The organism is Tunturiibacter gelidiferens (assembly GCF_014201335.1).
Classification (GTDB): Bacteria; Acidobacteriota; Terriglobia; order Terriglobales; family Acidobacteriaceae; genus Edaphobacter; species Edaphobacter lichenicola_E.
The window spans coordinates 121,643-147,597 of record NZ_JACHEB010000002.1 but is presented as its reverse complement, the minus strand read 5'-3'; the positions used below and the strand labels follow the sequence as shown (position 1 = coordinate 147,597).

Annotated in this window: 23 protein-coding genes; 18 read left to right on the top strand and 5 right to left on the bottom strand. The window is 58.4% G+C overall.

Translation table 11 applies throughout. The features are described from left to right. Positions 1-7: 7 nt before the first annotated feature. The 17 genes from HDF14_RS04350 to purK all read left to right on the top strand — a co-directional run bounded on the left by HDF14_RS04350 (position 8) and on the right by purK (position 18,943). Positions 8-409, top strand: a complete 402-nt coding sequence (locus tag HDF14_RS04350) for a hypothetical protein (RefSeq protein ID WP_183973913.1) — start codon at positions 8-10, stop codon at positions 407-409. A 49-nt stretch (positions 410-458) separates the two neighbouring features. Next, entirely contained in the window at positions 459-890 is a 432-nt protein-coding gene (locus HDF14_RS04345; protein ID WP_260698027.1) for a hypothetical protein, read from the top strand. Between the two features lie 145 nt (positions 891-1,035). Further along, positions 1,036-2,007 carry a hypothetical protein gene (locus HDF14_RS04340; protein WP_183973911.1) on the top strand — a complete coding sequence of 324 codons (972 nt, stop codon included), beginning with the start codon at positions 1,036-1,038 and terminating at the stop codon, positions 2,005-2,007. Positions 2,008-2,103: 96 nt separating this feature from the next. Continuing rightward, positions 2,104-2,727, top strand: a complete 624-nt coding sequence (locus tag HDF14_RS04335; RefSeq protein ID WP_183973909.1) for a hypothetical protein — start codon at positions 2,104-2,106, stop codon at positions 2,725-2,727. Beyond that, positions 2,705-3,163, top strand: a complete 459-nt coding sequence (locus HDF14_RS04330; RefSeq protein WP_183973907.1) for a hypothetical protein — start codon at positions 2,705-2,707, stop codon at positions 3,161-3,163. The genes HDF14_RS04335 and HDF14_RS04330 overlap by 23 nt, the downstream gene beginning before the upstream one ends. A 36-nt stretch (positions 3,164-3,199) precedes the next feature. Then, a complete protein-coding gene (locus HDF14_RS04325; RefSeq protein ID WP_183973905.1) occupies positions 3,200-3,712 on the top strand; it encodes a hypothetical protein in 513 nt (170 codons plus the stop codon). After that, on the top strand, positions 3,709-4,695 hold the full coding sequence (locus HDF14_RS04320; protein ID WP_313899487.1) for a hypothetical protein: 987 nt from the start codon (positions 3,709-3,711) through the stop codon (positions 4,693-4,695). The genes HDF14_RS04325 and HDF14_RS04320 overlap by 4 nt, the downstream gene beginning before the upstream one ends. A gap of 126 nt (positions 4,696-4,821) precedes the next feature. Then, positions 4,822-9,444, top strand: coding sequence for an SGNH/GDSL hydrolase family protein (locus HDF14_RS04315; protein WP_183973903.1), 4,623 nt, complete (start codon positions 4,822-4,824; stop codon positions 9,442-9,444). Next, positions 9,445-11,022, top strand: coding sequence for a terminase (locus tag HDF14_RS04310; protein WP_260698026.1), 1,578 nt, complete (start codon positions 9,445-9,447; stop codon positions 11,020-11,022). 186 nt (positions 11,023-11,208) lie between these two features. Continuing rightward, complete coding sequence (locus tag HDF14_RS04305; protein WP_313899501.1) at positions 11,209-12,069, top strand: HipA family kinase; 861 nt, start codon at positions 11,209-11,211, stop codon at positions 12,067-12,069. A 27-nt stretch (positions 12,070-12,096) separates the two neighbouring features. Then, positions 12,097-12,933, top strand: coding sequence for a DUF3037 domain-containing protein (locus HDF14_RS04300; protein ID WP_183973901.1), 837 nt, complete (start codon positions 12,097-12,099; stop codon positions 12,931-12,933). A 191-nt stretch (positions 12,934-13,124) separates the two neighbouring features. Beyond that, complete coding sequence (locus HDF14_RS04295; RefSeq protein WP_183973899.1) at positions 13,125-14,360, top strand: phage portal protein; 1,236 nt, start codon at positions 13,125-13,127, stop codon at positions 14,358-14,360. Further along, complete coding sequence (locus tag HDF14_RS04290; protein WP_183973897.1) at positions 14,357-16,687, top strand: hypothetical protein; 2,331 nt, start codon at positions 14,357-14,359, stop codon at positions 16,685-16,687. Before HDF14_RS04295 ends, HDF14_RS04290 begins: the two co-directional genes overlap by 4 nt. A gap of 20 nt (positions 16,688-16,707) precedes the next feature. Next, positions 16,708-16,923, top strand: coding sequence for a hypothetical protein (locus HDF14_RS04285; RefSeq protein WP_183973896.1), 216 nt, complete (start codon positions 16,708-16,710; stop codon positions 16,921-16,923). 20 nt (positions 16,924-16,943) lie between these two features. Continuing rightward, positions 16,944-17,204, top strand: a complete 261-nt coding sequence (locus HDF14_RS04280; protein WP_183973894.1) for a hypothetical protein — start codon at positions 16,944-16,946, stop codon at positions 17,202-17,204. 45 nt (positions 17,205-17,249) lie between these two features. After that, positions 17,250-17,768 carry a 5-(carboxyamino)imidazole ribonucleotide mutase gene (purE, locus tag HDF14_RS04275; protein ID WP_183973892.1) on the top strand — a complete coding sequence of 173 codons (519 nt, stop codon included), beginning with the start codon at positions 17,250-17,252 and terminating at the stop codon, positions 17,766-17,768. Further along, positions 17,765-18,943 carry a 5-(carboxyamino)imidazole ribonucleotide synthase gene (gene purK / locus HDF14_RS04270; protein WP_183973890.1) on the top strand — a complete coding sequence of 393 codons (1,179 nt, stop codon included), beginning with the start codon at positions 17,765-17,767 and terminating at the stop codon, positions 18,941-18,943. Before purE ends, purK begins: the two co-directional genes overlap by 4 nt. A 71-nt stretch (positions 18,944-19,014) precedes the next feature. Here purK and HDF14_RS04265 read toward each other — a convergent pair whose 3' ends face one another. From HDF14_RS04265 to lpdA, 3 genes are all read right to left on the bottom strand, one after another. Then, positions 19,015-20,643: a 2-oxo acid dehydrogenase subunit E2 gene (locus HDF14_RS04265; protein ID WP_183973888.1), complete on the bottom strand. Its 1,629-nt coding sequence runs from the start codon at positions 20,641-20,643 to the stop codon at positions 19,015-19,017. A gap of 177 nt (positions 20,644-20,820) precedes the next feature. After that, positions 20,821-21,546, bottom strand: coding sequence for a lipoyl(octanoyl) transferase LipB (lipB, locus tag HDF14_RS04260; RefSeq protein WP_183973886.1), 726 nt, complete (start codon positions 21,544-21,546; stop codon positions 20,821-20,823). A gap of 77 nt (positions 21,547-21,623) precedes the next feature. Next, the gene (gene lpdA / locus HDF14_RS04255) at positions 21,624-23,042 is read right to left on the bottom strand and encodes a dihydrolipoyl dehydrogenase (protein WP_183973884.1); all 1,419 of its coding nucleotides are present in this window, start codon (positions 23,040-23,042) and stop codon (positions 21,624-21,626) included. A gap of 342 nt (positions 23,043-23,384) precedes the next feature. On the opposite strand from lpdA, the gene HDF14_RS04250 reads away from it, so the two are divergent. Then, a complete protein-coding gene (locus tag HDF14_RS04250; protein WP_183973882.1) occupies positions 23,385-24,305 on the top strand; it encodes a hypothetical protein in 921 nt (306 codons plus the stop codon). A gap of 10 nt (positions 24,306-24,315) precedes the next feature. On the opposite strand, the gene hemB is transcribed toward HDF14_RS04250, so the two are convergent. Then, positions 24,316-25,305 carry a porphobilinogen synthase gene (hemB, locus tag HDF14_RS04245; protein WP_183973880.1) on the bottom strand — a complete coding sequence of 330 codons (990 nt, stop codon included), beginning with the start codon at positions 25,303-25,305 and terminating at the stop codon, positions 24,316-24,318. Between the two features lie 22 nt (positions 25,306-25,327). Next, entirely contained in the window at positions 25,328-25,867 is a 540-nt protein-coding gene (locus tag HDF14_RS04240; protein WP_183973878.1) for a zinc ribbon domain-containing protein, read from the bottom strand. Positions 25,868-25,955 lie beyond the last annotated feature (88 nt).

Genomic DNA, 25,955 nt, shown 5'->3' with positions numbered 1-25,955 from the left:
GAGAACCATGAGTTTTGTAAGTGTGATAGAGACGATCGGAAAGGGATTTGCCAAGGGGCTGAAGTGGGCTGTGGAGTACGCCGTTCCGGTGGAGAGGCTGGTTGGGCTTCTGTTTCCGGTTGCGGCTCCAATTGCAAATGAAGTGGCCGATGCTACTTCGCTGATTCAGACGGCTGTGCTGCTGGTGGAGCAGAAGTATGCTGCCTCTGGTGCGCAGAGTGGCACTGGTGCACAGAAGCTGGCCGAGGTGCTGCTGTTGACGGAGCAGTCCGTGACTGCGCTGCTGGCGAAGGCTGGCATTACGGCTGATAGCACGTATATCGCGAATGTGGTGTCGGCTGTGGTGGCAATTCTGAATGTGCAGAGTGGGCTGGCCCCTGCAGCTGCTACTACAAAAGCTGCGGCGTAAACGAGATTCAGTGGGTGGACTGATTAACTGAAAAGAAAGGCGAGAGAGCATGGAGATGGAACTCGATATGAAAGACGAGCTGGGGATGACCGTTGAACGTCTGGCTGCAGCGGCGGGTTTGCTGGAACAGGCGGTGGAGAGGCTGGCACAACGGCAGAATGATTTTGCCCTGGATGCTGAGGCTTCGATCGGCCGGATTGTTGCGACTGTTGAAGGACGGCGCGAGGCTGAGCTGGAGGAGAAGTTGGCTGCGGCTGAGGCTGAGATTGCACAGTTGAAGGCAGCGGCTGCATCTGTGCCTTCTGAAGTTGGACATGGACGGAAGACTCTTCCTTTGGCGATGGTAAATCTGCTGGCGAAGCAGGGCGTCGCTGTGGAGACGATGGAAGCCGGTAGCGTGGATGCTGCTCTTGCCAATTTGAGCATTGAGCAGAGGATTGCGGTGAAGGCTCAGTTGCTGCGGTCTGGTTTGTTGGGTTGATTTGACGGAAAGACAGTCAACAGCAAGTGCGTGCTGCGCGCACGGCGCGATCTGCCATCGAGGCTGACGCGCCTTCGGCGCCGGTAATGGAGTTTCTAGATGGCGTGGCCGCGGCTGCGCCTTTTTTGTTTTGAAAGGGAGAAAGATGAACGCGAAGTTTACCGATATTCATGGCGCAGCAGACTACATTGGACCTGGCGCGATTGAAGTTCCGTTGTATCAGACAGAGATTCTGGACCTCGTACGTCGCCGTGGGATCTTTGGTCAGCGCATCAAGCAGGTTCCTGCTACTGGCCATCCGTCCCGCTACTTTGAAGAGACTGCGATTCCGTCTCCTGCGGCTGCCACAGGCTTTGTGGATCCACGTAACATTGTCGCTCCGCTAGTCAACCCGACTCGCATCGAGAACAGCGTTCCGTTGAAGGCGCTCGTCGCGCAGATCAACTACAACCTGTTCGATATGGAGCTTGGCCGTCAGCAGAGCCAGTTTGCTTATCTCCAGGCGAAGGATCTTGCCGATACCGTTGATGGCGTTCTGCGTACGCATGACGTTGCCCTTTGGAACGGCACTGACACCAGCCTGAGCTCACCTACGACTCCGCAGTATTTTGGCGCGGGTGCGCAGATTGCTGCTGGTGGTAATACCGTTTCGATCGGTACCAACCAGAGCATCGTCGATGGCTTCAAGTCGACGATTGCCCAGATGGTTTCGAACAGCTCGTTTGGTGTTCGCCCCACTGCGATCTATGCAAACCCGGTTCTGCTCGATTTGATCGACCGTGAGATGAAGACCGAGTTCAATGTCGTGCTGAATACGCGGGAGATCGAGGCCGGCTTTACTGTGAAGACACTATCGACGCAGGCTGGTGATATTCCGCTCATTCCTGAGTGGACGCTGAGCTATACCGGTACTCCTGGTTCCGGTTCGGCTGTTCTACCTGCTTACATCGTGACCGAGGACTTGATTGAATACCACTGGTTGAGCGATCCGAATCCTCGCATCTTCCAACTCGGCGTTCCCGGTTCGCTGGCTTCGCAGTATGTAGTCGTGAAGTTTGGCGGCGTCGTTGTGAAGGGCTCGAGCTATGCCCACTACCAGGTTCTGGTCGACCGCTAAACTTTGGGCTTGTTCGGTTTCGGTTGGTTTGTTGGATAACTATGGGGGCCGGTGCTATTTGTGCCGGTCCCTGTTGCTTTTTGAGAGAGGGATGCGATGGGCTATTTGTTGCCGACGGAGTATGTGCAGTATGGACTGACGGCAGAGACTACGGATGACTGGGTGACGATGGCTTCTGCGCTGATGGAGTCTTATTGCCGGCGACCGAGTCTCCTGGTGACGCAGTATGTGGAGCGGATGCGGCTGACCGATGGCGCGCAGACAGTGCGGCTGAGCTATCGTCCGCTGGCTTCGGCGGTGGGAGCCGCTTCTGCGTTGGTGGGCGTGAGGGTTCGGTTTGCGAGGCCACGGAGGGGTGAGTTGCCCGATCCTTTTCATGAACAGATTGCGTTCGCTTTCAGCGTGCCCGGAAGCTGGAGTGCGCTGGATGTGACAACTGTCGATGTAAATCAGACAACGGCCGAGCTGACATTTCCCAGAAATTTTCTTGGGATTGATTACAACGAGGTTGAGGTGACTTACACGTCGGGGTTGGTGACTGTGCCTGATGCGGTGAAGGTTGCGTGCGTGCAAATTGTGAAGAATGCCCAGGCGACACCGGCCATGAACGTGAAATCGAGCAAGATGGACACGATGCAGATGCAGTACTTCAGTGGATCGTTGATCGATGCACAGGTGCAACTGCTGCTGAAGCCCTATGTCGCAGATCGGCTTGGGTGATGCGATGGGAGAGTTGCGAGATGCATCGATAAGGGCGCTGCGAGCGGCGGATGTGTTGTTGCGGTGCGGCGGGGGGCGGAGCGTGTTTTTGCGGATGCCGGCTCCGGCCAGCTCGGGTGATACGACGGAGCAGCTTGGGCTCGCGGTGCCTACGTTTCAGGATGTGGCGCTGGAGCCGGTGGTGTTTCGGAAGGCTCGGGCTACGCTGGCTGCTGGTAAGGCGGCTACGAGTGAGCTGCTGGTTTCGGCGACAGCGGTGAACGCGCTGGTGGGTTTGATGGGGTATTCGGCTGCCAATGTTCTGTTTGCCACGGCGTTCGGGGTGTTGATCGACGATGTGCTGATGGAGATTGAGTCGGCTTCGGAGTCGGAGCTTGGGGGCGCTACTTACGTTTATCGACTGATGTTGCGGGCTCCGTTGGCGTTGATGGTTTAGTTGCGGCGTAAATGCCACTCGAAAGGTTACAGATAAATGCAGAATGCTAGAGATACGTTTTATGTCACGCTGCGAGACAGGCTGGCGGCGGTGAATCCGGCACGAACGATAGTGCTCCGCGGGGTGACACGGCCTGGCGTGCTGGTGGAGGAGAACGAGCTGGCTTCTGCGACTGTGCCGGTGAATGCGTTTTGCCTGCGCTGGACGGGGCTTAGCGTGGATACGCAGGGGGCGCTCCCGCTGGCGACGATGACGTGCGAGATCAGCTATGCGACCGATGGTGACTCCGGCAACGGGGGGATGGATCGGGGGCGGTTGCTGTCGGGGATGGATGCGGAGTTGGTGTCGGCGGTGAGTGCGGCTCCACAGAATGTGGCGAAGATGAACTATGTTGGGGCGGCGGGTGGATCGGGACTGGCTCCGGTGGCGATGGGGACGAACGTGTTCTGGGGAGATGCTGCGTTTGGGGCTGCTGTGGTGAACGGTGAGCGGCTGGAGCGGGTGGCTACGGTTGTGGTGTTTTGCTACCAGGAAGTGGGTGAGCTGTGAGTGCGACTGTAACTGCGGTTGGTCTGGTGGGTGCTGTGGCACCGGTGACGCGGAGGGTAAGGGCTTATTTTGCTCCGGTAAACCGTGAGGTGGGAGTGCCGACGTTGTTCGATGCGGCGCAGATCGGGACGTTTGCGTTGAGTTCGCCGCCGTCGCCCTGGGTAGATTTGGGATGGTGCTCAAAGTTTGCGAGGAAGAGCGCGACGAAGATTGGAGCGCTGACGACTGGTGCGCCTGCGGTGGTGCAGAGCCAGGTTGTGACCCAGGTGGAGGCTACGGTTGAGCTTGAGTTTGAGAGCTGGGGGAAGTTGCAGCTGGCGTTGGCTGCGGGTTCGCAACAGATGAATCTGTTGCGGACGGCGACTGGCGCGGCGGCGAATGGGAGCGGCGGTGTGGCGGCGAAGGCTGTTCCGCTGGTGCCTGGATCGACGGCCAGCTCATTGAGTGTGGGGGCGACGGCGGCGGCACAGTTCCAGGTTGGGGAGCTGGTCGCCGTCGATGAAGATTACGTGGCGCAGACGGGTTTTGTAGGGAGCGGGGTGAGCGCTGCGTACGTGAGTTCGCCTGCGTCTGTGGCGAACGACATCAACTATATTCGGCGGGTCACGCTCAACGTGGGTAGGGTTGTGGGGATTGCGAATGGAGTGCTGCAGTTGGGCTCGGCGCTGCTGGCTGGGACTCCGCCTTCGGGGATGCAGGTGAGTCCGCTGATGGGATTCGTCGATCGCGAGGGTGGCGGATTCTTTCAGGAGTGGTCCGCGCTGTTTGTGATGGATGGGGAGCAGGGAGACAGGGTGATCTACCACTATCCGCGGTTGCAGGCGATGCAGGGTGCGGCGGAGATGGTCGAGACGCTGGCCGGGCCGCTGGAGAAGGTGAAGCTGGCGGGGGCGTTTCGCGCGCTGCCAGTGAAGGACGCGAACGACGGCGAGACGGTTTTGTGCTTCCGCAGTTATCTGCCGGGAGCTATGCGAGCCGTTTAGCGAAGACGACCCTAAGCACTGACAGGCGGAATCGAATTCAACGCGACAACGACTCGCGCAGATGACTTGTGCCCGGATGGGATTGGCCGCGGCAGACGAGAGTGAACAGGAACGAGGAGAACGACGATGCATTGGAAGCCTAAGGGATGGACGCTGATCGGGATGCTGCTGCTGGCAGTTCCGGGAGCGATGACGGTGATGAAGGTGGCTGCGGCTGCGCAGGCGACTCCACCCAGCACAATTGGTACTACTCAGGTTACAGATACGGTTTATCGTGGGGATGGGACGCTGGCTAACGGCAGCGTGATTGTGAGCTGGCAGGCTTTTACGGCTGCAAGTGGGCAGTCGGTGCCCACTGGTAGCACTTCCGCTACGATCACCAATGGTGCTTTGAGCCTGGCGCTGGTTCCTAATGCCGGCTCAACACCGATTGGGACCTACTATACGGCGGTGTATCACCTGGACGATGGGAGTGTAAGCCGGGAGTTCTGGGTGGTTCCGGTGAGCCTTGCTCCGGTGCAGGTAAGCACGATCAAGAGCACGGTGCTTCCGACTTCGGTGGCGATGCAGACGGTGAGCAAGAACTACGTGGACACCGCGATTGCCGCTGCAGTGACGGGGCATCCGTTGGACAGCTCCAATCCTTTTGTCGAGAAGGCGGGAGATACGATGACGGGGCCGCTGGTTCTTCCGGCCGACCCGACTACTCCGAACCAGGCGGCGGACAAACACTATGTCGATGTGAATATAGCCGGTGCTGCGGCTGGTTTGGGACAGAAGGTTTCGACACTGCCTGCGGCGACACAGGTTGTGGTGCAGCCGGTTGGGACGCAATTGCAGGTGAACAACCTGAACGGCGACGAGTATGCGAGCCAGTATGTGAGTGGACTGGGAGGCAACGGGATTGCGAATGCGGTGACAAGCCCGGATTGCGCAAGCGGATGCGACGTGAAGGTGGAACGCAGCTATCCGGTGGGAGAGCAGTACACGGCGAGCACGTTGAACAGCGGGGCCGGGGGGACTCATGTCGAGGACGACAGGAACGGACAACGTCGCGATACGTATTTAAATCCGACCGCTTCCGCGGGGGACGGGGTAGATGCCGGCCAGATTATCGATGTGACTTCGACTCGGAGCTCGCAGGCTGAAGTTGCGGCGGGAGGATCCACTGATCCGAACTCGTATGCACTGGAGATTCGTCATCAGGGCCTGACGGGCGGGTCAAACCTGTTTCCGGAGACGATTGGCAGCGTTCCTTACTTCAAGACCAACTACAACGCCATGAGCGTTACTGGCACCTATAACACGATGGGCCAGCACATATTGGATGCACAGCAAATCAACTGCTATGGAGTTGGTGATTGCCTCATGGGATCGCAATTTATCAACTCGTCGGGAGGATTTCGCGATGAGGCGGACGAGGGCGCACACCCCTTCGATATTCAGATCCAGGAGGATTTCAACGTATTCCAAGGGGTATGCAGCGCTGGTTGTTCTCCCGGTTCGACGGTGGTGATGGCTGGTTCGGTGGCAGCTGGAGGAACACAAGGTGAAGGGCGGTTTTTGATCGACAAGAACCCAACGAAGACAATCACGACTGGAATGCTAACGGGGGGAACGGGCCAGGTAGGCAGCGGACCGGGAGAGGGCGCGACATTCAGCGGGACGAATTTTCCGGTCAGCGTATTTCTGGCGACTGCGGCGACAATTCCCTCTCAGTCCAACAATGCTGCTCCAGGACCGGTGACGATTGCAATTGCGACGACCGGGGTGACCGCGGGATTTGCGACGAATACGGCTGCAGTTCCTAGTCCGAATGGAGTGGCTTGCGTTACAGATTCGCCCTTGGCCGGTGGGCCTACCAACTACGAGATGGTGAACTACTCAGTGGTAGATGGAACGCATCTGCGGCTGACTTTGAACAAGCCTCACGAGGCGAGAGCGACGATTGCTTTCGGTGGTTTATGCGGCTATGGGTTGGAACAGACGGTAGATACCGTAGGTGTTATCCGGCAGCTGTTTCCTGTGATCGGATCTTACTCGACGACAGGTCTCTATTATGCGGGCGGATTGGCGTCGCTTGTGGGCGTGCCGAATAACACCAGCGCCTTTCTGAACGTGACGATGCAGATTGCGGCGATTGCGCGGAACAGCGGGGTTGTGACGGTGACGACGGCAGGCTCGTTGCCGGTGGATGTGAATGGATTGAGTATGAACATCTCAGGCGTGGCTGACCAGAGCTATAACGGCAGCTTCACGGTGACCACGACTGGTGCGAACACGCTGACGTTTACCCAGGCGGGTGCGAACAGCACGAGCACGGGCGGGACGGTATCCAAGATAACGGGGGGATACGTTTTGTATCCCATGGCAGAGGTACTGGGAGTCTACGATACGGCGACGAAGAGTGTGGATGGGCAACTGACACTGGCACCGAATACAGTGTCCTGGTCTGTAAACGATCCCATTGAGGAGCCACATTATTATCAGCAGAAGCTGGGGGCAGATCTGGCTTTCGTTGGACAGACAACGCCTCGTCCTACAGTGGCGCAGACCGCGGGGGTCGAATATGAGGGAAACACAGGGCCTGGTCTAAGCGGATGGACGGTTAGCAATGCAGTGCCTGCTTCGAGCTACCTGGGCAACGGCGGAACTCATTCGGCGCCAGGCTTTGCGTACGTGGCGCAGGGCATCTGGCAGAGGACGATGGATGTGCAGGCGGGAGAAGAGAGCGTGTTCTCGGTTCACTGCAACTCGCATGGATGTGGACGGTGGAACTCCGGCTACGACTTGTTTGAGCTGGATAGCAGCACTAGCGTGGACACCATTTCTTTCCAGCCGACGACGAGTACGCTCGGGATGAACCTGCGAGGATTTAGCTATCAGTTCAGTCCGCAAGGATTCACGGCGGGGACGATCAATGCGGGGACAGTGAATGCGACGACACTCAATGGCGCGGTAGGTGCGGCTCAGCTTCCGTTGTTCGGAGCGTCTGGTGCGGCTCATGCTCGCGGTGCGGTTCCGGATCCAGGAACAACGGCGGGAACGACGCGGTATTTACGCGAGGATGGAACGTGGTCGGTGCCAGCGGGAACGAGCGGCTCGGGTGGACAGTCGATTGGAACGGGCTTGTCCGGTGGAGCTGCTCCGATTGCAGGCGCGACGGCCGATTACAACTTTCTCGAGGGAAAAGGGTCGGTGCTGACCGACAACACGGGCAACGGCAATAACGGAACTCTTGGTTCAGGAGCTAGTGCGCCGGTGTGGGTCAATGGCGGGTTGAGCTTCAGTCTTCCGGAGAATGTGAGTCTGCCGGCGACACTGAACAACACGCGGACTTTCTACCTGGCGTTTTATCTGAATCCGTTACCGACGAGTGCGGCGCAGTTTGTTCCGCAGAGCTTTCCAATGCTAATGGGAAGCTCTTTGGGAAATGCGGGGGTGAATATTATTACGAGCAGCAGCCAGGATCAAGGGACACTCCCCGCATTTGCTCCTGGAACGGTTGCAAATGGCAACTACAGCAGTATGTCCAGCTTGTTTATTTCGGGCTTCAATATATTGACGGTCACGCTGGGCAACGGAACGAGCGGGGATGTCGACCATTTTTACATCAACGGAGTTGAGATTCCCTATTCGTTCCAGGGGGCGTCTTTCGGGGCTCAGGCTTCTGGGAATTTCCTGCTTGGCGCACCGAACACCGGGTTCTTTAGCGGTTCGGGCTTCAACGGGATCTTCTATCGCGCGGTGTTTTCAGCGACGGAGGATAGTGCGGCAACGGTGCAGGGCAACTATCAGAAGATCCTGAACGACATCAACTCCCGTTCGGTTCCGGTGACGCCGGTCCCGGTGGTGCAAGTAAATCCCCAGTTGTATGCGGTGGGAGATTCAATCACGTTTGGATTCGGTACCGCGGATCCGGCGACGCAGGCGTGGCCGTTCAACCTGGCGTTGACGAATCAGCCGAGCTACCAAGTTGTCGATATGGGGTTGACTGGGGTGAGCTTCGGCGCGATTGCGGGGTCTGAGCCGAATAGAGTGGGAACGCTTTGCAGCACGATCAACGGACCTTCGATAGCTATTGGGTTCTCAGGAACGAACGACTTTGCTTCGTCTGCAGCGCCGGAGACTGTGTTTGGGCGGTTGTCGAGCTGGGTTCAGACGGTGAAGAAGGCAGGCTGCAGGGCCTTTGTGGGAACGATGATCTCGCGTACCGGTCTGGACTCTCCGAAGGATTCTTACGATGCGTTGATGTTGCAGAATGCGCAGAGGATTGGCGCGGATGGCGTGATCGACTTTGCGGCGAATCCGCTGCTTGGCGCAGATGGAGCCAATACGAACGCGACCTTCTTTCAAGGGGATCATACTCATCCGACGGCTGCAGGGCAGCTCTTGCTTGCTTCGGCGGCCAGCAATGCACTGAACTACTACTTCGGCTCTACGGCGGCGAACCCGCATGTTGTGACCGCGGCGACCTATGCGATGACGGCGGGCGATGGTTATGTGACGTCGAACCCATCAGCAAATCAGACGCTGACGCTGCCGGATTGCACGGGTCAGAGCGGTGCGGCGTATACGGTGACGAACCTGCAGTCTGCCTTTACGGTGGGCGTGGTATCGGGCAGCTCGTCGCAGGTGATCAACGGACTTGCAGCGGGTACGGTGGTGCCAGTGCCGGCGAATGGGTCGCTGACGCTGCGGGATGTTCCGAATCCTAAGACGGTTTCGGGATGCCATTGGGAGATGTAGTTGGTTGCCGCATGGCGCGGCCTCGTTGTGAGGGCGATGGCCGCGCTGTGCAGTTTTCAGGGTGAGGTTGGTGGCATGAGTGAAGCTCAGTGGGATGTGGAGGAGTTGTTGGCGCTGGGCAAGTGGATGGAGGCAAGGCCATCCGCTTTGGTGAAGGTGGCTGAGGGTTGGTTGAAGGTTCGAGATCGTGCGGGTTTGGAGCGGCCGTTGCGAGCCAATGCTGTGCAGAGGGCGTTTGAACGCGAACGCGGCAGGCAGAATATTGTGCTGAAGGCCAGGCAGATGGGGATTACGACCTGGGTTGCGGGGCGGTTTTTCTTGAAGACGATTACTGCTCGCGGCGTGATGACAGTGCAGGTGGCGCAGACGCGAGAGGCGGCAGAGGGCATCTTTCGGATGGTGCAGCGATTCTGGGAGTGTCTGCCGGAGGGGCTGCGTGAGGGTGCGCTGCGACGGAGTAAAGCGAATGCCGGACAGATGTGTTTTCCGGCGCTGGATAGTGAGTTTCGTGTGGTGAGCGCGGGAGATGAGAATGCCGGGCGTGGTTTGACGGTGCAGTATCTGCACTGCAGTGAAGTGAGCCGCTGGCCGGGAGATGCGGGGGCTACGTTGGCGGGGCTGCGGGCCGCGTTGGCGCCTGGGGGCGAGATGGTGCTGGAGTCTACTCCGAATGGGGCTTATGGATGTTTTTATGAGGAGTGGGGACGATCATTGGAGCAGCGAGTCGGCGGGTTAGCGAGTCAGCGAGACGGCGGCGTGGTTCGGCACTTTTTTCCGTGGTGGATGGAGGAGGCTTATGTTGGCGCGGCGGTTGAGGAGTTGCGAGAGGATGAGCTTCGGCTGGTGACGGCGCATGGTTTGACTGCGCGGCAGATTGGGTTTCGTCGGGGGCTAGAGGCTAGTTATCGGGGGCTGCGTTCGCAGGAGTTTGCGGAGGATGCGGAGAGCTGCTTCAAGGCTACGGGGGAGTGTTGCTTTGAGGTTGAGGCTGTGGAAGAGAGGCTGGCTTCGGTGGGTGAGCCTTTGGAGATGCGGCGGGGTGGGGCTTTGCAGATTTGGCTGCCCCCGATTGCGGGGAAGGAGTATGTCGTTGCGGTGGATACGGCTGGGGGCGGGGCCGATGGAGACTATGCAGCGGTGCAGGTGATTGAGAGAGAGTCCGGAATGCAGTGTGCGGAGCTGCAACAGAGGCTGGGGACGCTGGACTTGGCGAGGGTTTCGGCGGGTTTGGCTAGGGAGTATGGCGGGGCGGTGATTGCGGTGGAGAGGAATAACCATGGAGCTGGTGTGCTTGCTTATCTGGATAGCGTGGAGCGGTATGCGCGAGTGCATGAGCAGGGCGGGGTTGCGGGTTGGTTGACGACGGCGGGATCGAAGCCTGGGATGGTTAGCCGGATGGGGGCGCTGCTGGTGGAGTCGCCTGGGATGTTCTTTAGTAAGAGACTGCTTTCGGAGTGCCGGACTTTTGTTTCGATGGTGGGGGGTAGGACTGGGGCTGTGAATGGGGCGCATGATGATTGCCTGATGGCGATGGCGATTGGGCAGGCGGTTCGGGCTGAGTTGCTGGGGAAGAGATGAAGTCCTGCCGGAGGGGCCCACTGCGCGTGGGGCGGCCACTTCGTGGCGTGTGTACCGCTTTGAATGGCGCTCCCGTTGGTCGCGAGCAGAACGATAATTCCGACCAACGGGAGGACCACGCGAAGCTCTAAAAAGGCGTGCGAACGCCCACGGGTTATTCTGTTGCTGAGGTATTTCGGCTTGGCGGTGTTGGCAGTGCAGGCGATTCGACGGATGCGGGGTGGAGCGCAGAGCCAGCTGATGCTGGGAGCGGATGGCAAGCTTTGGGTGGTGAAGTTTCAGAATAATCCGCAGGACGTGCGGGTGCTGGCGAATGAACTGATCGCGACCAGGCTGGCAGCGGGGGTGGGTTTGACTGTGCCGATGAGCGATGTGGTCGAGGTTACCGAGTGGCTGGTGGCGAATACGCTGGATATGTTCGTCGACATGCCAAAGGGGCTGAGGCAGAGGTATACGGCAGGGCTGCAGTTCGGGTCGCAGTTTGTGGGTGGGTTGATGCCGGGGCAGGTGGTGGACTATTTGCCGGAGCAGCAGTTGGACGAGGTGAGGAATCTCGCGGAGTTTGCCGGGATGCTTTGCATCGATAAGTGGGCAGGCAATTGCAATGGTCGGCAGGCGGTCTTTGAGAGGAAGCCTCGGGAGAAGAAGTACCGGGCTACCTTCATCGACCAGGGGTTTTGTTTCAATGCGGGAGCGTGGACGTTTCCAGATTCGCCGTTGCGCGGGGTGTACCAGAGGAACCAGGTGTATGCACGGGTGACGGGATGGGAGAGCTTTGAGCCCTGGCTAAGCCGGGTGGAGGCGATGGAGGGGGAGACACTGTGGTCGATCGCAGAGGCGGTTCCTCCTGAGTGGTATGGCGGGGATACGGCGGTCATCGAGCAGCTGATGGAGCAGATGCTGAGGCGGCGGTCGCGGGTGAGAGAGTTGATCGGGGAGTTTCGAGATTCGAATAGAAAGCCATTCCCGATGTGGGCGTCGGGGAGGAAAATTGTGGTGCCGAGGCAGTTCGCTGAGGTTAGTGGAGTGGGAAAATTCGTAATGTAGATGTGGGTGTAATGAATTTGGAGGTTGATGGCTGAGCGGGTCCAATGCGAGTTCTTCCTGATCCGATATGTGCCGGATGTGGTGAAGGGCGAGTTTGCGAATATCGGCGTGCTGCTGCGGGAGGCAGGGCGCGACGAGAGCGCGGTGGTGCGCTTTACGCGGGACTGGGCCCGGGTGAAGTGCATGGATGCGGATGCGGACATTGGTTTGCTGGAGGCGTTGGAGGGAGAGATTGGAGAGCGGCTGAAGACTGTGGGCAGGGATGCTCCGGGTATTAAGCCGGTGATGGAGATTCTTGAGGATACGCTGGCGAACTCGGTGCAGATGACCGAGGTTCGGGCTTGCCTGGCGGAGAGTCTGCCGACGGAGATTGAGCAGTTGATGAAGATGTATGTCGAGCCGTTGAAGGTGAAGACGGAGCGGAAGCGGACCGGACGGGCAGCAATCGCGGGGGCGATGCGGACGGAGTTTGAGCGGGCTGGAGTGTGGGGGCTGATGCGGAAGAGGATTGCGGCTTCGCTTTATACGCGGGCGGGCGATCCGATGAAGATTGATTGTGGATATAGGCCGAACGGGGTGATTCGGATGTTTCAAGCGGTGTCGCTGGAAGGGGATGTGGAGGCGGCGAAGGGGTTGGCTTATTCGGCTCCCCAGTTGGTGGAAGGCGTGCAGAGGGTGGAGGGAGCGCGACTGGAGCTGACTGCGATTGTGGAGCCGTTGCGCGCTGTGTCGGATACGGAAGACGAGGCGATGGAGCGGTATCGGTTCGGTGTTGAGGCGATGGAGCGGCAGGAGATTCGGGTGGTGACTTTGAGTGATCTTGCGAGGGTGGCGGAGACGGCTCGGGTGGAGTTGAGGGTTTGATTCGACGACGGACTGTCTAGGCGTTGGTATAGAGCTCGGGGCTGAAACGAAATACAGGGATTCTTCGCTTCGCTCAGAATGACAATGTTCTAGCGAGACGATCTAGGAAATTTGATGTTCAACGGTAGGCATGGCCCAGGGGCTGTGCCTTTTTCTTTTTGCAGCAGAGACGGAAAGAGAGAGGGGTAGCGATGGGCGTTCGGACGATGGTGAAGGATGTTTGGCAGAGGTTGGCAGGGGTTGAGGCTGGTGATGCAGGGATGGGCGAGCGGAAGACGGCGATGCTGCCCTCGATTCTGAGCCCCTACAGACCGGCAGGTCGGCCGGGGCAGAATGCGCTTCCGAAGCCGACGGCTGCGAATCTGCGGAAGTTTGCCGAGACGCCTGTGGTTCGGCGGGCGATCAACGTGGTGAAGGACAAGATCGCGAGCATGGACTGGCAGGTGAAGGTGCGGCGCGGCTACACCAACGTGACGGTCGAGGATGCGGAGGCTCGGATGAAGGCGCTGCGGGAGTGCCTTGAAGAGCCGAATGCTTCGGACAGCTTTCGGGTGCTGTGGGAGCAGGTGCTGGAGGATCTGCTGGTCGGGGGATTTGGTGCAGTGGAGATGGAAGCGACCGGCGATCCTGAGAGACCGTTTCATCTTTGGGCGGTGGATGGAGCGACGATCCAGATCGATACGAAGTGGGACGGCGATCCGAACAAGCCTCGCTATGCGCAAGCTACGGGGCGGATGGGGCAGGAAGCTTTGGTTCCGCTTCTCGACGACGAGCTGATGTATTTGAGGCTGAATCCTCGCAGCTATACGCCGTTTGGTCTGGGCAGGTTGGAGGTTGCGTTTGAAACGGTAAACCAGTTTCTGAGTGCCAGCCGGTATGCGGGGAAGCTTGCCAGTAATTCGGTGGCGCAGTATGCGATCTGGTTGAACGACGCTACTCCCGAGGAGCACGACCGGCTAATTCGTTGGTGGCAGGATGAGATTGAAGGTACAGGGCGAGTTCCGTTTTTGAGCTCCGAACAGAAGCCGGAGGTGATTCAGTTTGCCGGTGGAACGGATGCGGATCTGCGGCTGCAGTGGCAGGAGGCTTTGATTCGCATGATTGCGAATGCCTTCGATCTGCCCCCGATGATGCTTGGCCTCGAGAGTGACGTGAATCAGTCGACCGCGGGCGAGATGGCGGACGAGGCTTTCCAGGGCGCGATTGTGCCTGTGGCGAAATTGGTAGCAGAGCACATAACGCGTGATCTGTTCGCAAAGAAGCTGGGCTGGCGGGAGTTCGAGTTCTGCTTCAACGACCTGGAGAGCAGAGACGAGATGCAGGAGCTGCAGATGCAGACGACGCTGCTGCAGGCCGGGGTGTTGACCGTGGATGAAGTGCGTGCGATGCGGGGGTTAGGCCCGATAGAGGCGGCGGTGAAACAGTGAAGGTGACGATCGACAATCTGGATGGCGCGGGGGCTGTGGACTACTCGTCTGCGCTTTGCGGTGATGGACCGGTGAAGATTTCACGCACGTTGAATGCTCCGTCGATATGCAGCGGAATGTTGGATGTGACGGATGCTGCTTTGCCGGTACCGGTGAGGCGGGGACGCGTCGTGCTTACGGCAGCAAACGGGACGATTCTTTTCACCGGGTATATCGCTACGGATCCCGAGGCGGTGTATGCGGGGACAGGCTTGAAAGGGCCGGTCTATCGGTACGCCGTGAGCGCTGTAAGTGATGAGTGGCTGCTGGATAAACAGACTGTGCCTCTGAGTGGAGCAGGACTGGGGCAGAGCGGTGGACAGCTACTGACGACTCTAACCAACCGCGTGGATGCTGGCTTGTTTACGACGACTGGGGTGCTGAATGGGCTCTCCGTCGGCGTCTTCGAACCTTCGCAGACAGAGAACTGGTCGGTGAATGCGGGTGGTGTCGCAAGCGCGACATATGCGGCGTATCGCGTGCTGGACGGTGCGATTGGAATGCAGCCGGCAGGAACTGTGACCCATACGTTGAGCGATGGAGACGGTTCGCTCCAGGTGGCGGCGTTGAAGACGACGTCGGTGAAGGAGCTAGCGAATGATGTCACAGTGAGCGGCGATATGGAGCCGACGGCTTATGTCACTGAGACCTTCGCTGGTGATGGAACGACTACTGTGTTTCAACTGTCGGAGGATCCGTTTCGTTCGAAGAAGACAGCGAACTCCGCGCAGTTTCTTCTCGACAGCTTCAACGAGGCGGTGCTGGATACGCAGATATGGGAGTTGAACGATTCGGGTTCGCATCTTGGCCTGAGTGCCGCGGGTCTTACCATGACGGGAGGAAATGGTTTTGATGGGCAGACGACGCTGACCGCGATCGACCCGGTGGAGATGGGCGGCTCGTTGGTGGTTGAAGCGGGGAGTCTGCAACTAGGTGGTGCGAGCGCTGGAGTGGTTTGCGGGCTGTACGAGGGAGCCACGCAGAACGCGAACTGCTTTGCCGGCTACAACGTGCGACAGAGTGGCGGGAACACCGTGGTGGTGCCGTTTGTGAATGGTGTCGAGGTTGGGACCGTGTTTCCGATGCTGCAGGGACATATTTATACATTGCGTATTCGTCTGCATTGCGTTGAGGTGCAACGGGTGTTGCAGACCTACTACGCAATGGTAGATGGCGTAGTGAACTCGTTTGGCGGCGGACTGGTGACAGCGCCGATGTCTCTTGTGTTTGAACTGCAGAATCTGGGTGCAGCTTCGAATACCCCGGCTACGGTGCTCTATGACGGGTCCGTGGTGACCTCGCCGTCTAGCTGCAGCTTTGTCGCGGTGAATAGTGTGCAGCTGTTTGGGTCGATGGGCTACTGCAGGATTACGCAGACGGGATCTGGCTGGGTGGTGAGTACTCTGCCAAGTGGCGTAAGGATGACGCGGCTGATCGGAGTTGCAGGAGAAGGAGTAGATTGCACGCTATCTGCAGCAGGAAAGGTTACATTCTTTGCTGGCAGGGTTCCTGTGGCGGGGGAACTTGTAACTGTGACGTATCGTGGGCCGCAGAGAGCCGTAGCGCGGATGGAGGATGCAGCGAGCGTTTCTGAGGAAGCCAAGGGCGGGATGCCCGGGACTGCTCAGTGGCTGGGAAAGGTGTTGAAGCCCGCTGCGCGGAGCTCGATGGACTGCGAGAGCGCTGCGATGGCGGTGCTGAGTTTTTCGGCCAGCCGAGCGGCCGCAGTTGCCGGAACTTATGTCGCGGTGAATCCGCAGGACGTTTGGCCGGGTGATGTGCTGGCTGTGACGAGCGCAGGGCAGACGATGAGTGTGGTGGTGCGGCGGGTAGAGATCGCCGATGGCATGGGATGCCCGGAGATGCTGACCTATCGCATGTCGTTTGCCAATGACTGGGCTGAGGGACTGGGGTTGACGTTGTCTGAGGCGATTGCTGTCGACGCGCTGCTTCCATCGACTGCGTTGAATTCGACGCTGCCAGTTGGCGGCGGCGTGCTTTCGAACCTGCAGCAGTTGCAAGTGGTGAGCGCTACTGGGACTGCGCTGCAGGTCGATTCGGGGACGGCTCCCCCTGCTGGTGGCGGGTTTGAGGTGAGACGACGGGATGGGGATTTTGGTCCGGGAGTAGACCAGGATCTGGTGTTGAGGAGTCCGGTGCGGAGCTTCTCCATCCCTCGAGAGGGACAGATAGAGCACTACTATGTGCGGATGTTTGATGGATCGAAACCACCGCTGTACTCGCGGTTTTCGAGTGCGGTGTTTACGAATTTGCCGGTGAGCGAATAAAGGAAGAAAGGAGGAGAGAGATGACAGAGTTCGAAGGGCAGGTATTAGCGGATTTGAGTGTGCTGAAGAGCCAAATGAAGCAGGTGCTAGGGATTGGGCAGCCGGGGCGATTGACTCAACTGGAGGATCGCGTGGAGCAGCATGAGCGAAGTGTGCAACGGATGAAGGGACTTCTGGGAGCTGGTGGCGCGGTGTTGGCGGTGTTCCATCTGGCAATTGATTATCTTCGGCGGTAGATGAGATTGGGGAGAAGAGTATGAACTTTTTGAAGCTGTTTTTACGATCGATTGCGTTGCTTCCAGGCGTGATTCAAGGAACGGAGGCTTTGTTCGGAGCGGAGACGGGTGAGCAGAAGAAGAAGGCGGCCGTGGAGATCGTCGGGGCCGCGATCAATATCACCGACGCTGTAACGATGAAGCATATTGCCGACGCGGACAAGTTCACTCAGGGGCTGAGTATGACGATTGACGGTGTGGTGATGTGCCTGAACGCGAGTCTGTGGGCGAACCGTTCGTAGTGCTGCTGCGGGCGCGGCGCGCATTGGAAACCGTATAATCGGGCCATGGACGCCGAGTCGCAGAGCAGTGTTTTGGTTGGAGTTGTGATGGGAAGCCGCAATGATTATGCGGTTATGCGAGGCGCCGTGGAGGTGCTGAAGGAGTTTGGCATCGCACACGAGGTGCGGGTGGTGTCGGCTCATCGGACGCCGGATCTTCTTTTTGATTATGCAGACTCTGCGGTTGAACGCGGGCTTAGGGTGATCATCGCAGGGGCTGGAGGCGCGGCACATCTACCGGGAATGATTGCAGCGAAGACCGTGGTGCCGGTGCTGGGTGTTCCGATACCGGCGACCGCGTTGCAAGGGATGGATTCGCTGTTGAGCATTGTGCAGATGCCGAAGGGGATTCCTGTAGGAACGCTGGCGATTGGGGCTTCTGGCGCTGCGAACGCAGGACTGTTGGCTATCGCGATACTGGCTACTACAGATGCTGGGTTGCAGAAGAGGTTGGTGGCCTGGCGCGCTGCGCGGCGGGATGAAGTTCTTGCGCAGGCGGTTGGGGAAGAAGGAGTGGGCGAGTGAGCTCTGATTCTTCGAGTGCAAAGCCGATTCTACCGGGCGCGACGATTGGGATATTTGGTGGAGGACAACTGGGCCGGATGACGGCGATGGCAGCCCGCGGCATGGGGTACCGGATTCTGGTGCTTGATCCGGATCCGGCATGCCCGGCTCGGTTTGTGGTGGATGGATGCATCGAGGCTGGGTGGGATGATTCGCGGGAGGCGGCGAATCTCGCTCGCGGTTGTGACGTGGTGACGCTGGAGATTGAACAGATTTCACCGGCGAGCATGGAGGCCGCGGCGAGCTATGCACCGGTGCGGCCGGGCGGTGCCATGCTAGCGGTGATTCAGGATCGAATTGAACAAAAAGACTGGCTGCGACGAAATGGATTTCCAGTGGGGGAGTATCGAGCGGTGCGGTCGCTCGATGAGTTGCGGGATGCCGTGGCTGCGCTTGGCGGCAGGTGTTTTTGCAAAAGCGCAACTGGTGGATACGACGGACGCGGTCAAGGTAAGGTGGGTTTCAATGGTGGGGCCTCTCTTGAGGATGAAGTGAGGGGAGCGTGGGAGGCACTGGGCGAGCGGGCCGGTGTGGCGGAGAAAGCCGTCGATCTGGACAAAGAGATCTCCGTCTTAGTGGCTCGTGCTCCAAATGGTGAAGTGAAGGTTTATCCGGCTGCGCTGAATCATCATGAAGAGCAGATTCTGGCTTGGAGTGTGATTCCGGCTCCGCTGTCTTCGGAGCTGGAGGCGCAGGCGCGGGAGATTGCTGAGGCGATTGCTGACACATTTCAGTTGGAGGGAGTGTTGGCGGTCGAGATGTTTTGTACGACCGATGGGAGACTGCTGGTCAATGAGCTCGCTCCACGACCTCACAACAGCTACCATGCGAGCGTGCGGGCCTGCGTGACGGGTCAGTTCGAGCAACTGGTGCGAGCGGTTTGTGATCTGCCCTTAGGGGATGTAGATGTTGTGCAGCCAGCGGCGATTGCGAATCTGCTGGGCGATTTGTGGTTGAAGGATGGACAAGCTGTCGAACCCAGGTTTGACGCGGCGCTCGCGGTGCCCGGAGTCAGACTTCATTTGTATGAGAAGCATAAGCCGCGCAAAGGACGGAAGATGGGGCATCTGTCGGCCGTGGGTGCGACGGCGGATGAGGCGGTGCAATTGGTCTTGCGAGCCAAAGCGTTGCTCTAGACGATACGACAAAGAGAAGCGCGGCAGACTTGAGGTAAGCCTGCCGCGCTTTTTATTGAGGGAAAACTTAACTAGCCGATGTCCTCGGACCAGTTCTCGAGGTAGGCTTTGAAGTCGGACATGAATTTGCCGGCGTCTGCGCCGTCGACGATGCGGTGATCGAAGCCAAGGGTGAAGCGCTGGATGGAACGGATCGCAATGGAGTCGTTGCCGTCCTTATCGGTGATGACTTCGGCTTCCTTGTTGAGTCCGCCGATGCCGAGGATCGCGCTCTGCGGCTGGTTGATGATGGGGGTTCCGAACTGCTCGCCGAAGATGCCGGAGTTGGTCAAGGTGAAGGTGCCTCCGGAGATCTCATCGGGTGCCAGCTTCTTGTTGCGGGCACGGTCTGCGACGTCGACGATGCCACGTGCAATGCCCAGGAAGTTCTTTTCTTCGGTCTGCTTAAGGACGGGAACAATGAGGCCCCAATCGAGCGCCACGGCGATTCCGATGTTGATGTTCTTGTTGTAGCGGATCGCCTCGCCTTCGATAGAGCCGTTGACGACCGGGTGCTTGCGCAATGCAACGATAGCAGCGCGAGTGATGAAGGGCATGTACGTGAGCTTGACGCCGTTGCGCTGCTCGTACTTCGACTTCTCCTTCTCGCGAAGTCTCACGATACGCGTCATGTCGACCTTGAAGACTGTGTGGACATGGGGGCTGGTGCGCTTGGATTCGACCATGCGCTGCGCGATGATGGAGCGCATCTTGGTCATCGGAACAAGCTCGCCGGGTTGGGGCTGAGGGGCGGCTGGCTTCGCGGCAGCTGCGGCAGGTATGGAAGCTGGCGCAGTAACAGACGCAGCGGCGACAGGTTTTGGGCCCTGCTCCAGATGACTTACGATGTCCGTCTTGGTGATGCGGCCAGATGCTCCCGTGCCGGGTACCTGCGAAAGATCGACGTTGTTGTCTTTTGCGATCTTGCGGACGAGCGGAGATGAACGGACACGATCGCCGGCTACAGCTGAAGCGGAAGAAGCCGCGGCCACAGGAGCAGTCGCTGTCGCCGTGGGTGCAGGGGTCGATGCAGCTGGAGCAGCAGTCTTTCCGGCTGCGCCGCCGATAACAGCGACGACCGTGTTGATCGTAACAGTAGCGCCCTCCTGAACTTTAATTTCCGAGAGCGTACCGGCAACTGGCGAGGGAATCTCCGCGTCAACTTTGTCGGTCGAAATCTCGAAGATCGGCTCATCTCGCTGGACGGTGTCGCCGACCTTTTTGAGCCACTTGGTAATCGTGCCTTCGGTGATGGACTCGCCCATCTGGGGCATCAGAACTTCGGTACCCGGACCTGCGGCGGCGGGCGAACTTCCCTGGGCTGCGGATGGCGTGTCGGCAGCAGCGGGTGTGACAGTGTCAGCTGCTGGGGCGGCTGCGGTCTCAGCTTTTGCAGGCGAAGCGGTAGATGCTGCTGACGAACCGGCTTCATCGATGCTGCAAACGACTGTGTTGATCTGGACCGTAGTGCCTTCGGAGATTTTGATCTCCTTGAGAGTACCGGCGGCGGGCGAAGGAATCTCCGCATCGACCTTGTCGGTCGAGATCTCGAAGAGCGGCTCATCGCGCTGAATGGCGTCGCCCGGCTTTTTGAGCCACTTTGTGATGGTGCCTTCGGTGATGGATTCGCCCATCTGGGGCATAACTACGTCAGTCGGCATGAATTTCTCTTCTCCCCTGATTTCAGGTGCTGTGTACAGGTTGCGGACGGTTCAACCCGTCTTATTTCGGCCCGGTCCGCGATCGGGCGTACGCAAAAGGGATTATACGGCTGCTGGATGATAACTGGCCGCTTGGTGCGGTTAGCGAACAGCGGTGACGGCTCAATGTTTGTCATTTCACACATGCGCGGCGAGCAGTTGGTCAACCGATTCGCCCCGCAGCATTTGGTGCTCGAAGACCCGGCCAAAGTTGCGGGCTGCGGAGTTAAAAGCCGACTCCATTGTTGGTTCCCGGTCGGAATCGGCCTCCAGTTCGAGGCTTGTTACCTGCCGATCGGCGATACCACAGGGAATAATCCATTCGAAGTCCCTCAAGTCGGTGGTTACGTTCAGAGCGAAACCGTGGGAAGTCACGCCCTGAGAGACGTGGACACCTATCGCTGCGATTTTTTTCTCGGGGATGCTGCCGCCGGCCATTGTCCAGACGCCTGTGAGTTTGCAAATACGCTGCGTCATTACACCGAAGTCGCCGCAGGTGCGAACTAAGACCTCTTCGAGCAGACGAACGTAATCGACCGGGCCAAGATGGGGACCATTTTTCCCTGGTAGGTCACCACGCAGATCGATGATCGGGTATCCGACCAGCTGGCCTGGGCCGTGATACGTGACGTCGCCGCCGCGATTGATCTCGTGGAGCTCGACGCCGCGCTGCGCGAGTTTTTCGTCACTGGCAAGGACGTTGGAGCGGTGAGCATTGCGGCCGAGCGTCAAAACGGGTGGGTGCTCCAGCATTAGAAGCGTGTCACCAATCAGATTTTGCTTTCGCGCGGCGATGACCTGCTGTTGGATGACGAGAGCCTCGCTGTATGGGACGCGGCCGAGATTGAGGAGATTGATGTGCATGAGCTACTTTTGGGACGTCGCCGTTTGTAAAAACAGCCGAGCCAGTGGCCCGGCTGTCATTCGCATACTCCGCAAGGCTAAACGTTTACTGCCATTCCCTCGACGCTCGAGAAGCCATCCAGCAGGGCTTCAGCAACCGTCGGGTGGGCGTGGATGGTGAACATCATCTCTTCGATGGTCGCTTCGAGCTGGATTGCAGTAACCGCTTCGGCGATGATCTCCGTGGCGGTGGTGCCGATGATGTGGACGCCCAGAATCTCGCCATGCTTCGCATCGGAGACGACTTTGACGAAGCCATCGTGGGCATCGAGGATCGTCGCCTTCGAGTTGCCGACGAATGGGAACTTGCCGGTTTTCACCTGGTAGCCCTTCTCCTTTGCCTGCGCCTCGGTGAGGCCAACACTGGCAATTTGAGGTTCGCAGTAGGTGCAACCTGGAATGTGAGCGCGATTCACGGCCTTGGCGTATTTGCCTGCGATTCTCGCCGCAACCACAAGACCTGCCATGCTGCCGACGTGCGCTAACTGAGGAAGGCCCGCAACGATATCGCCGATCGCGTAAATGCCTGGCTCGGTCGTTTCCATCCATTCGTTCGTGACGATAAAACCTCGATCGGGGGTAATCTTCACCTTGTCGAGACCTACATCGTAGGTTCGCGGCGCGCGGCCCACGGCGACCAGCACCTTTTCAGCCTGCTTGGTCTCACTCGTTCCGTCGGCCTTGGTGAAGTGAACGAGGACGCCGTCTTTATTCTTTTCGAATTTGTCCACCTTTGCCGACAGGTGCACATCGATCTCCCGTTTTTTGAAAAGACGTAGCAGCTCTTTGCTGATGTCTTCGTCCTCAGCAGGCACCATGCGCGGGAGCGCTTCGAGGATCGTGACTTCCGCTCCGAAGCTCTTGAAGATCGACGCAAATTCGACCCCTACGGCGCCCGATCCCACAACGACCAGCGACTTGGGAGCATCGTCGATCTTCAGAATTTCGTAGTTCGTCAAAATCGTCGTGTCTGCTGTGTAGCCAGGAAGCATGCGGGCGTCCGAGCCCGTTGCCAGAACAACTTTTTTGGCCTTTATGGTGTCGGTCTTACCATCGGCCGTCTTCACCTCGATGGTGTGGACGCCGTCTTTCGCAGGGCCGGTCAGGCGACCGTAACCCTTGATGGCGTTGATCTTGTTCTTCTTCATCAGGAAGTCGAGACCCTTCGTGTGACGCGAGATTACATCGTCCTTGCGCGCCAATACACCCTTCCAGTTAAGCTTCGGTGGCGTCACTTCGATGCCGTAACGGTCGGCATGCTTCAGGTGATCCCACAGTTCAGCAGAAAACAGCATCGATTTGGTGGGAATGCAGCCCCAGAGCAGGCAGGTTCCGCCTAACCGGTCGTTCGCATCTATCAGAGCCGCCTTCAAGCCATATTGTGAGGCGCGGATTGCGCAGGTATACCCGGCGGGTCCGCCGCCAAGCACCACTAAGTCATAAATCGTATCTGCCAAGGGAACACTCCATATAGGTAAACCAACTTCACCATCTTATTCGATTCCTCCGGTACTTATTAGATTCGCCGCATGCAGAAGACCCAATTGCGCTTGACATCTGCGTCATAATAAGAACTGTGAAGATTTTATGGAGAAATAATGGTTAGCAACGTGGCCCGGCTGACAAGCGCTCTGCGCAGTAGCGTTTTTGACGAGGAGACAAGCTCCGCTTCCGCGCCGGAACCTACATTTGCAGAAAAGATCGACAGTGCCCGCCGAGATTTGGCCAAAAACGGAGTAGCGCTTTTCACCGATGAACATGGGCGTCGCTTCCGCATCGTCCGTAAGCCTGCCTAGATTATGAGTGCGCTGGTCGCAGGCTTTCTGCTGATCGGCTACCTGCTCGCCCCCGGCGTTATCTATCGTCTCTTCTTCTCAGCCTATATTCCCGCAAGACGATATCAGCGCACCCGTACCGAGGAGGTTGTATTTTCTCTTCTGGTCACGATGGTCCCCTTTCTCCTCTCCTGGATTCTCCTGATCCAGACTCCATTGGGGCACTATCCCACTCTAACCATCGGCTCTGCCAAAACAGAGGCATACCGAACCGTCTTTAGATCGCTGTTGCCGGGCCCCGAGCTCGCGCCGTCGAACCCGATCGTACTCCGTGCTCACCTCGCGGATGCCTATCTCCGCTCGTTCTTCGAACAGGCTCGCTTTTTGGCGCTTCTGTGGCTTTTCTGCGGCATCGAGGGCTGGATCTCCGGTCTTATCGTCTCTCGCTACGGGGAGTACAACACCAACCAGAGCATCCACCGGCTGTTGAAGCGCTTCTGTGACGACTTTCTTCTAACCTACGTCTCCGAGTGGGAGTTACTCTTTACCACTCGTTCCTTGCCTCGGAGCCAACAGGACTTTGACGTAGAGATCGATGCTCTTGCCGCCGACATTCTTTATCGCGGCAAGCTCGTCGATTGGTTCCTAGACCAGGACGGCAAGCTCGAAGGGATCTTTCTCGAACGAGCGGCGCGCTACCAACAGAAGGATCTCGAACGCGACCGCGAACGGGGTGCCGAGAAACCCCGCGAGGCCTACTGGCGGATGATTCCGGGAGCGAAGCTCTATCTCGTTGCAAGTACGATTGCCAACTACAACATCCGATATGTGCCGCCTTCTCAGCCAGAGATGACGTTAGCTGAGCTTCGTGCTCGCTTTGGCGACGAAGCGATCATTACGCCTCTTCCCCCAGACAGTTTTGAGGATCCTATTAACTCGCCTTAGAAGAACACCGTCATCCCAGCACCTTCGCTGCTTCTTTGGCAAAGTACGTCACGATGAAGTCGGCCCCGGCCCGCCGGATCGACAAAAGCGATTCCATCATCGTCCGCTCTGGCTCCAGCCATCCACGTGCAAACGCAGCGTGCAGCATCGAGTATTCTCCTGACACCTGATAGGCGCCCATCGGAAGGTCGTATCGCTCCCGTGCCGCACGAATCACATCAAGATATGGCATCGCGGGCTTCATCAACAACATATCCGCGCCCTCTGCTATGTCCTGATCGATCTCGCGCATTGCCTCACGGAGGTTCGCACCGTCCATCTGGTAGCTGCGACGATCCCCGAACTGCGGGGCCGAGTCCGCCGCCTCACGGAATGGACCGTAGAATGCCGACGCAAACTTCGACGCGTAGCTCATTATCGGAATCTGTTCGTGACCGCCCGCATCGAGAGCGTTTCTTATGGCTTCCACACGCCCGTCCATCATGTCCGAAGGAGCGACAATGTCCGCACCCGCTTGAGCTAACGATGCAGCTGTCTTTGCAATCAGCACAACGCTCGAATCATTCTGAATCTCATAATGATCGCCATCCCGCTTAACGACGCCGCAGTGTCCATGCGGGGTGTACTCGCACAAACAAACGTCAGCGATTGCCACTAGAGAATCGAGCGCTTTATTTTGCTTGATTGTTCGTAGCGCCTGCTGCACGATGCCGTCTTCGGCCCACGCGCCGGTCGCCTCTTCGTCTTTTTGCGCTGGCAAGCCAAACAGCAGCAACCCTCCCAACCCGAGCGACGCACAAGCCTCTGCCTCTTTTATAGCTTCGTCAATCGATAAATTGAAGACACCGGGCATCGAGCCGATCTCTTTGCGTATCCCTTCGCCAGGGCAGATAAATAGCGGGTAGATCAGCGCACCGGGATGGAGGTGGGTCTCGCGAACCACAGATCGCATCGCCTCGGTTCGGCGCAGACGGCGCAAACGCGTTGCAGGAAAGTTCATGCTTCCAGTTTACGTCCAGCCCTCAGGTTCGGTCTGCGATCGCGTCGTACTCCAGGCCCGAAGCTCCCGGAGCCAGCACCCAGAGAGTGTAGATTCCCAACGCAGTGCCAAAGAACGGCTTCAGCAGACTGAGGATCCCGACTACGATAGCCAGCGTCCGGCCCCATGGTCGACGCGTCAACAGGCTATAGCCGACGAACAGCGCGAGGCCTGCCATCACCACAGTGTAAACAGCAATGACGGGCAGCAACGAGGCCATCCACGGCTGTCCAAAGACACCATGGGAGTGGTTGAAGGGCCAGTCGTAGCCTCCGAATCCACGGCCAGCGAAGGCATGCAGGAAAAACATGCCCATCAAGCCGCTGATAAACCTGTACGCCCCAAAGGCACACCACAGCACCCCAAGTGTCTGTAGATGCCGACGGACTCTCGGTACAAGGACGGGCGCCGGCGGCTGCGGATATGCGGCATAAGTCGGTTGAGCAGCGACAACCTGCGCCCCGCACTTCGAACAAAAATAAACCCCATCTACTACTGAAGCTCCACATGCCTGACAGACCATCTGACACCTCCACATCACAAGACGCCAGCCCTGCTCTCTTCTTGCTACGCAGGCGTTCTGCTCCCGGTTCCCCGCAAGGGTACGATAA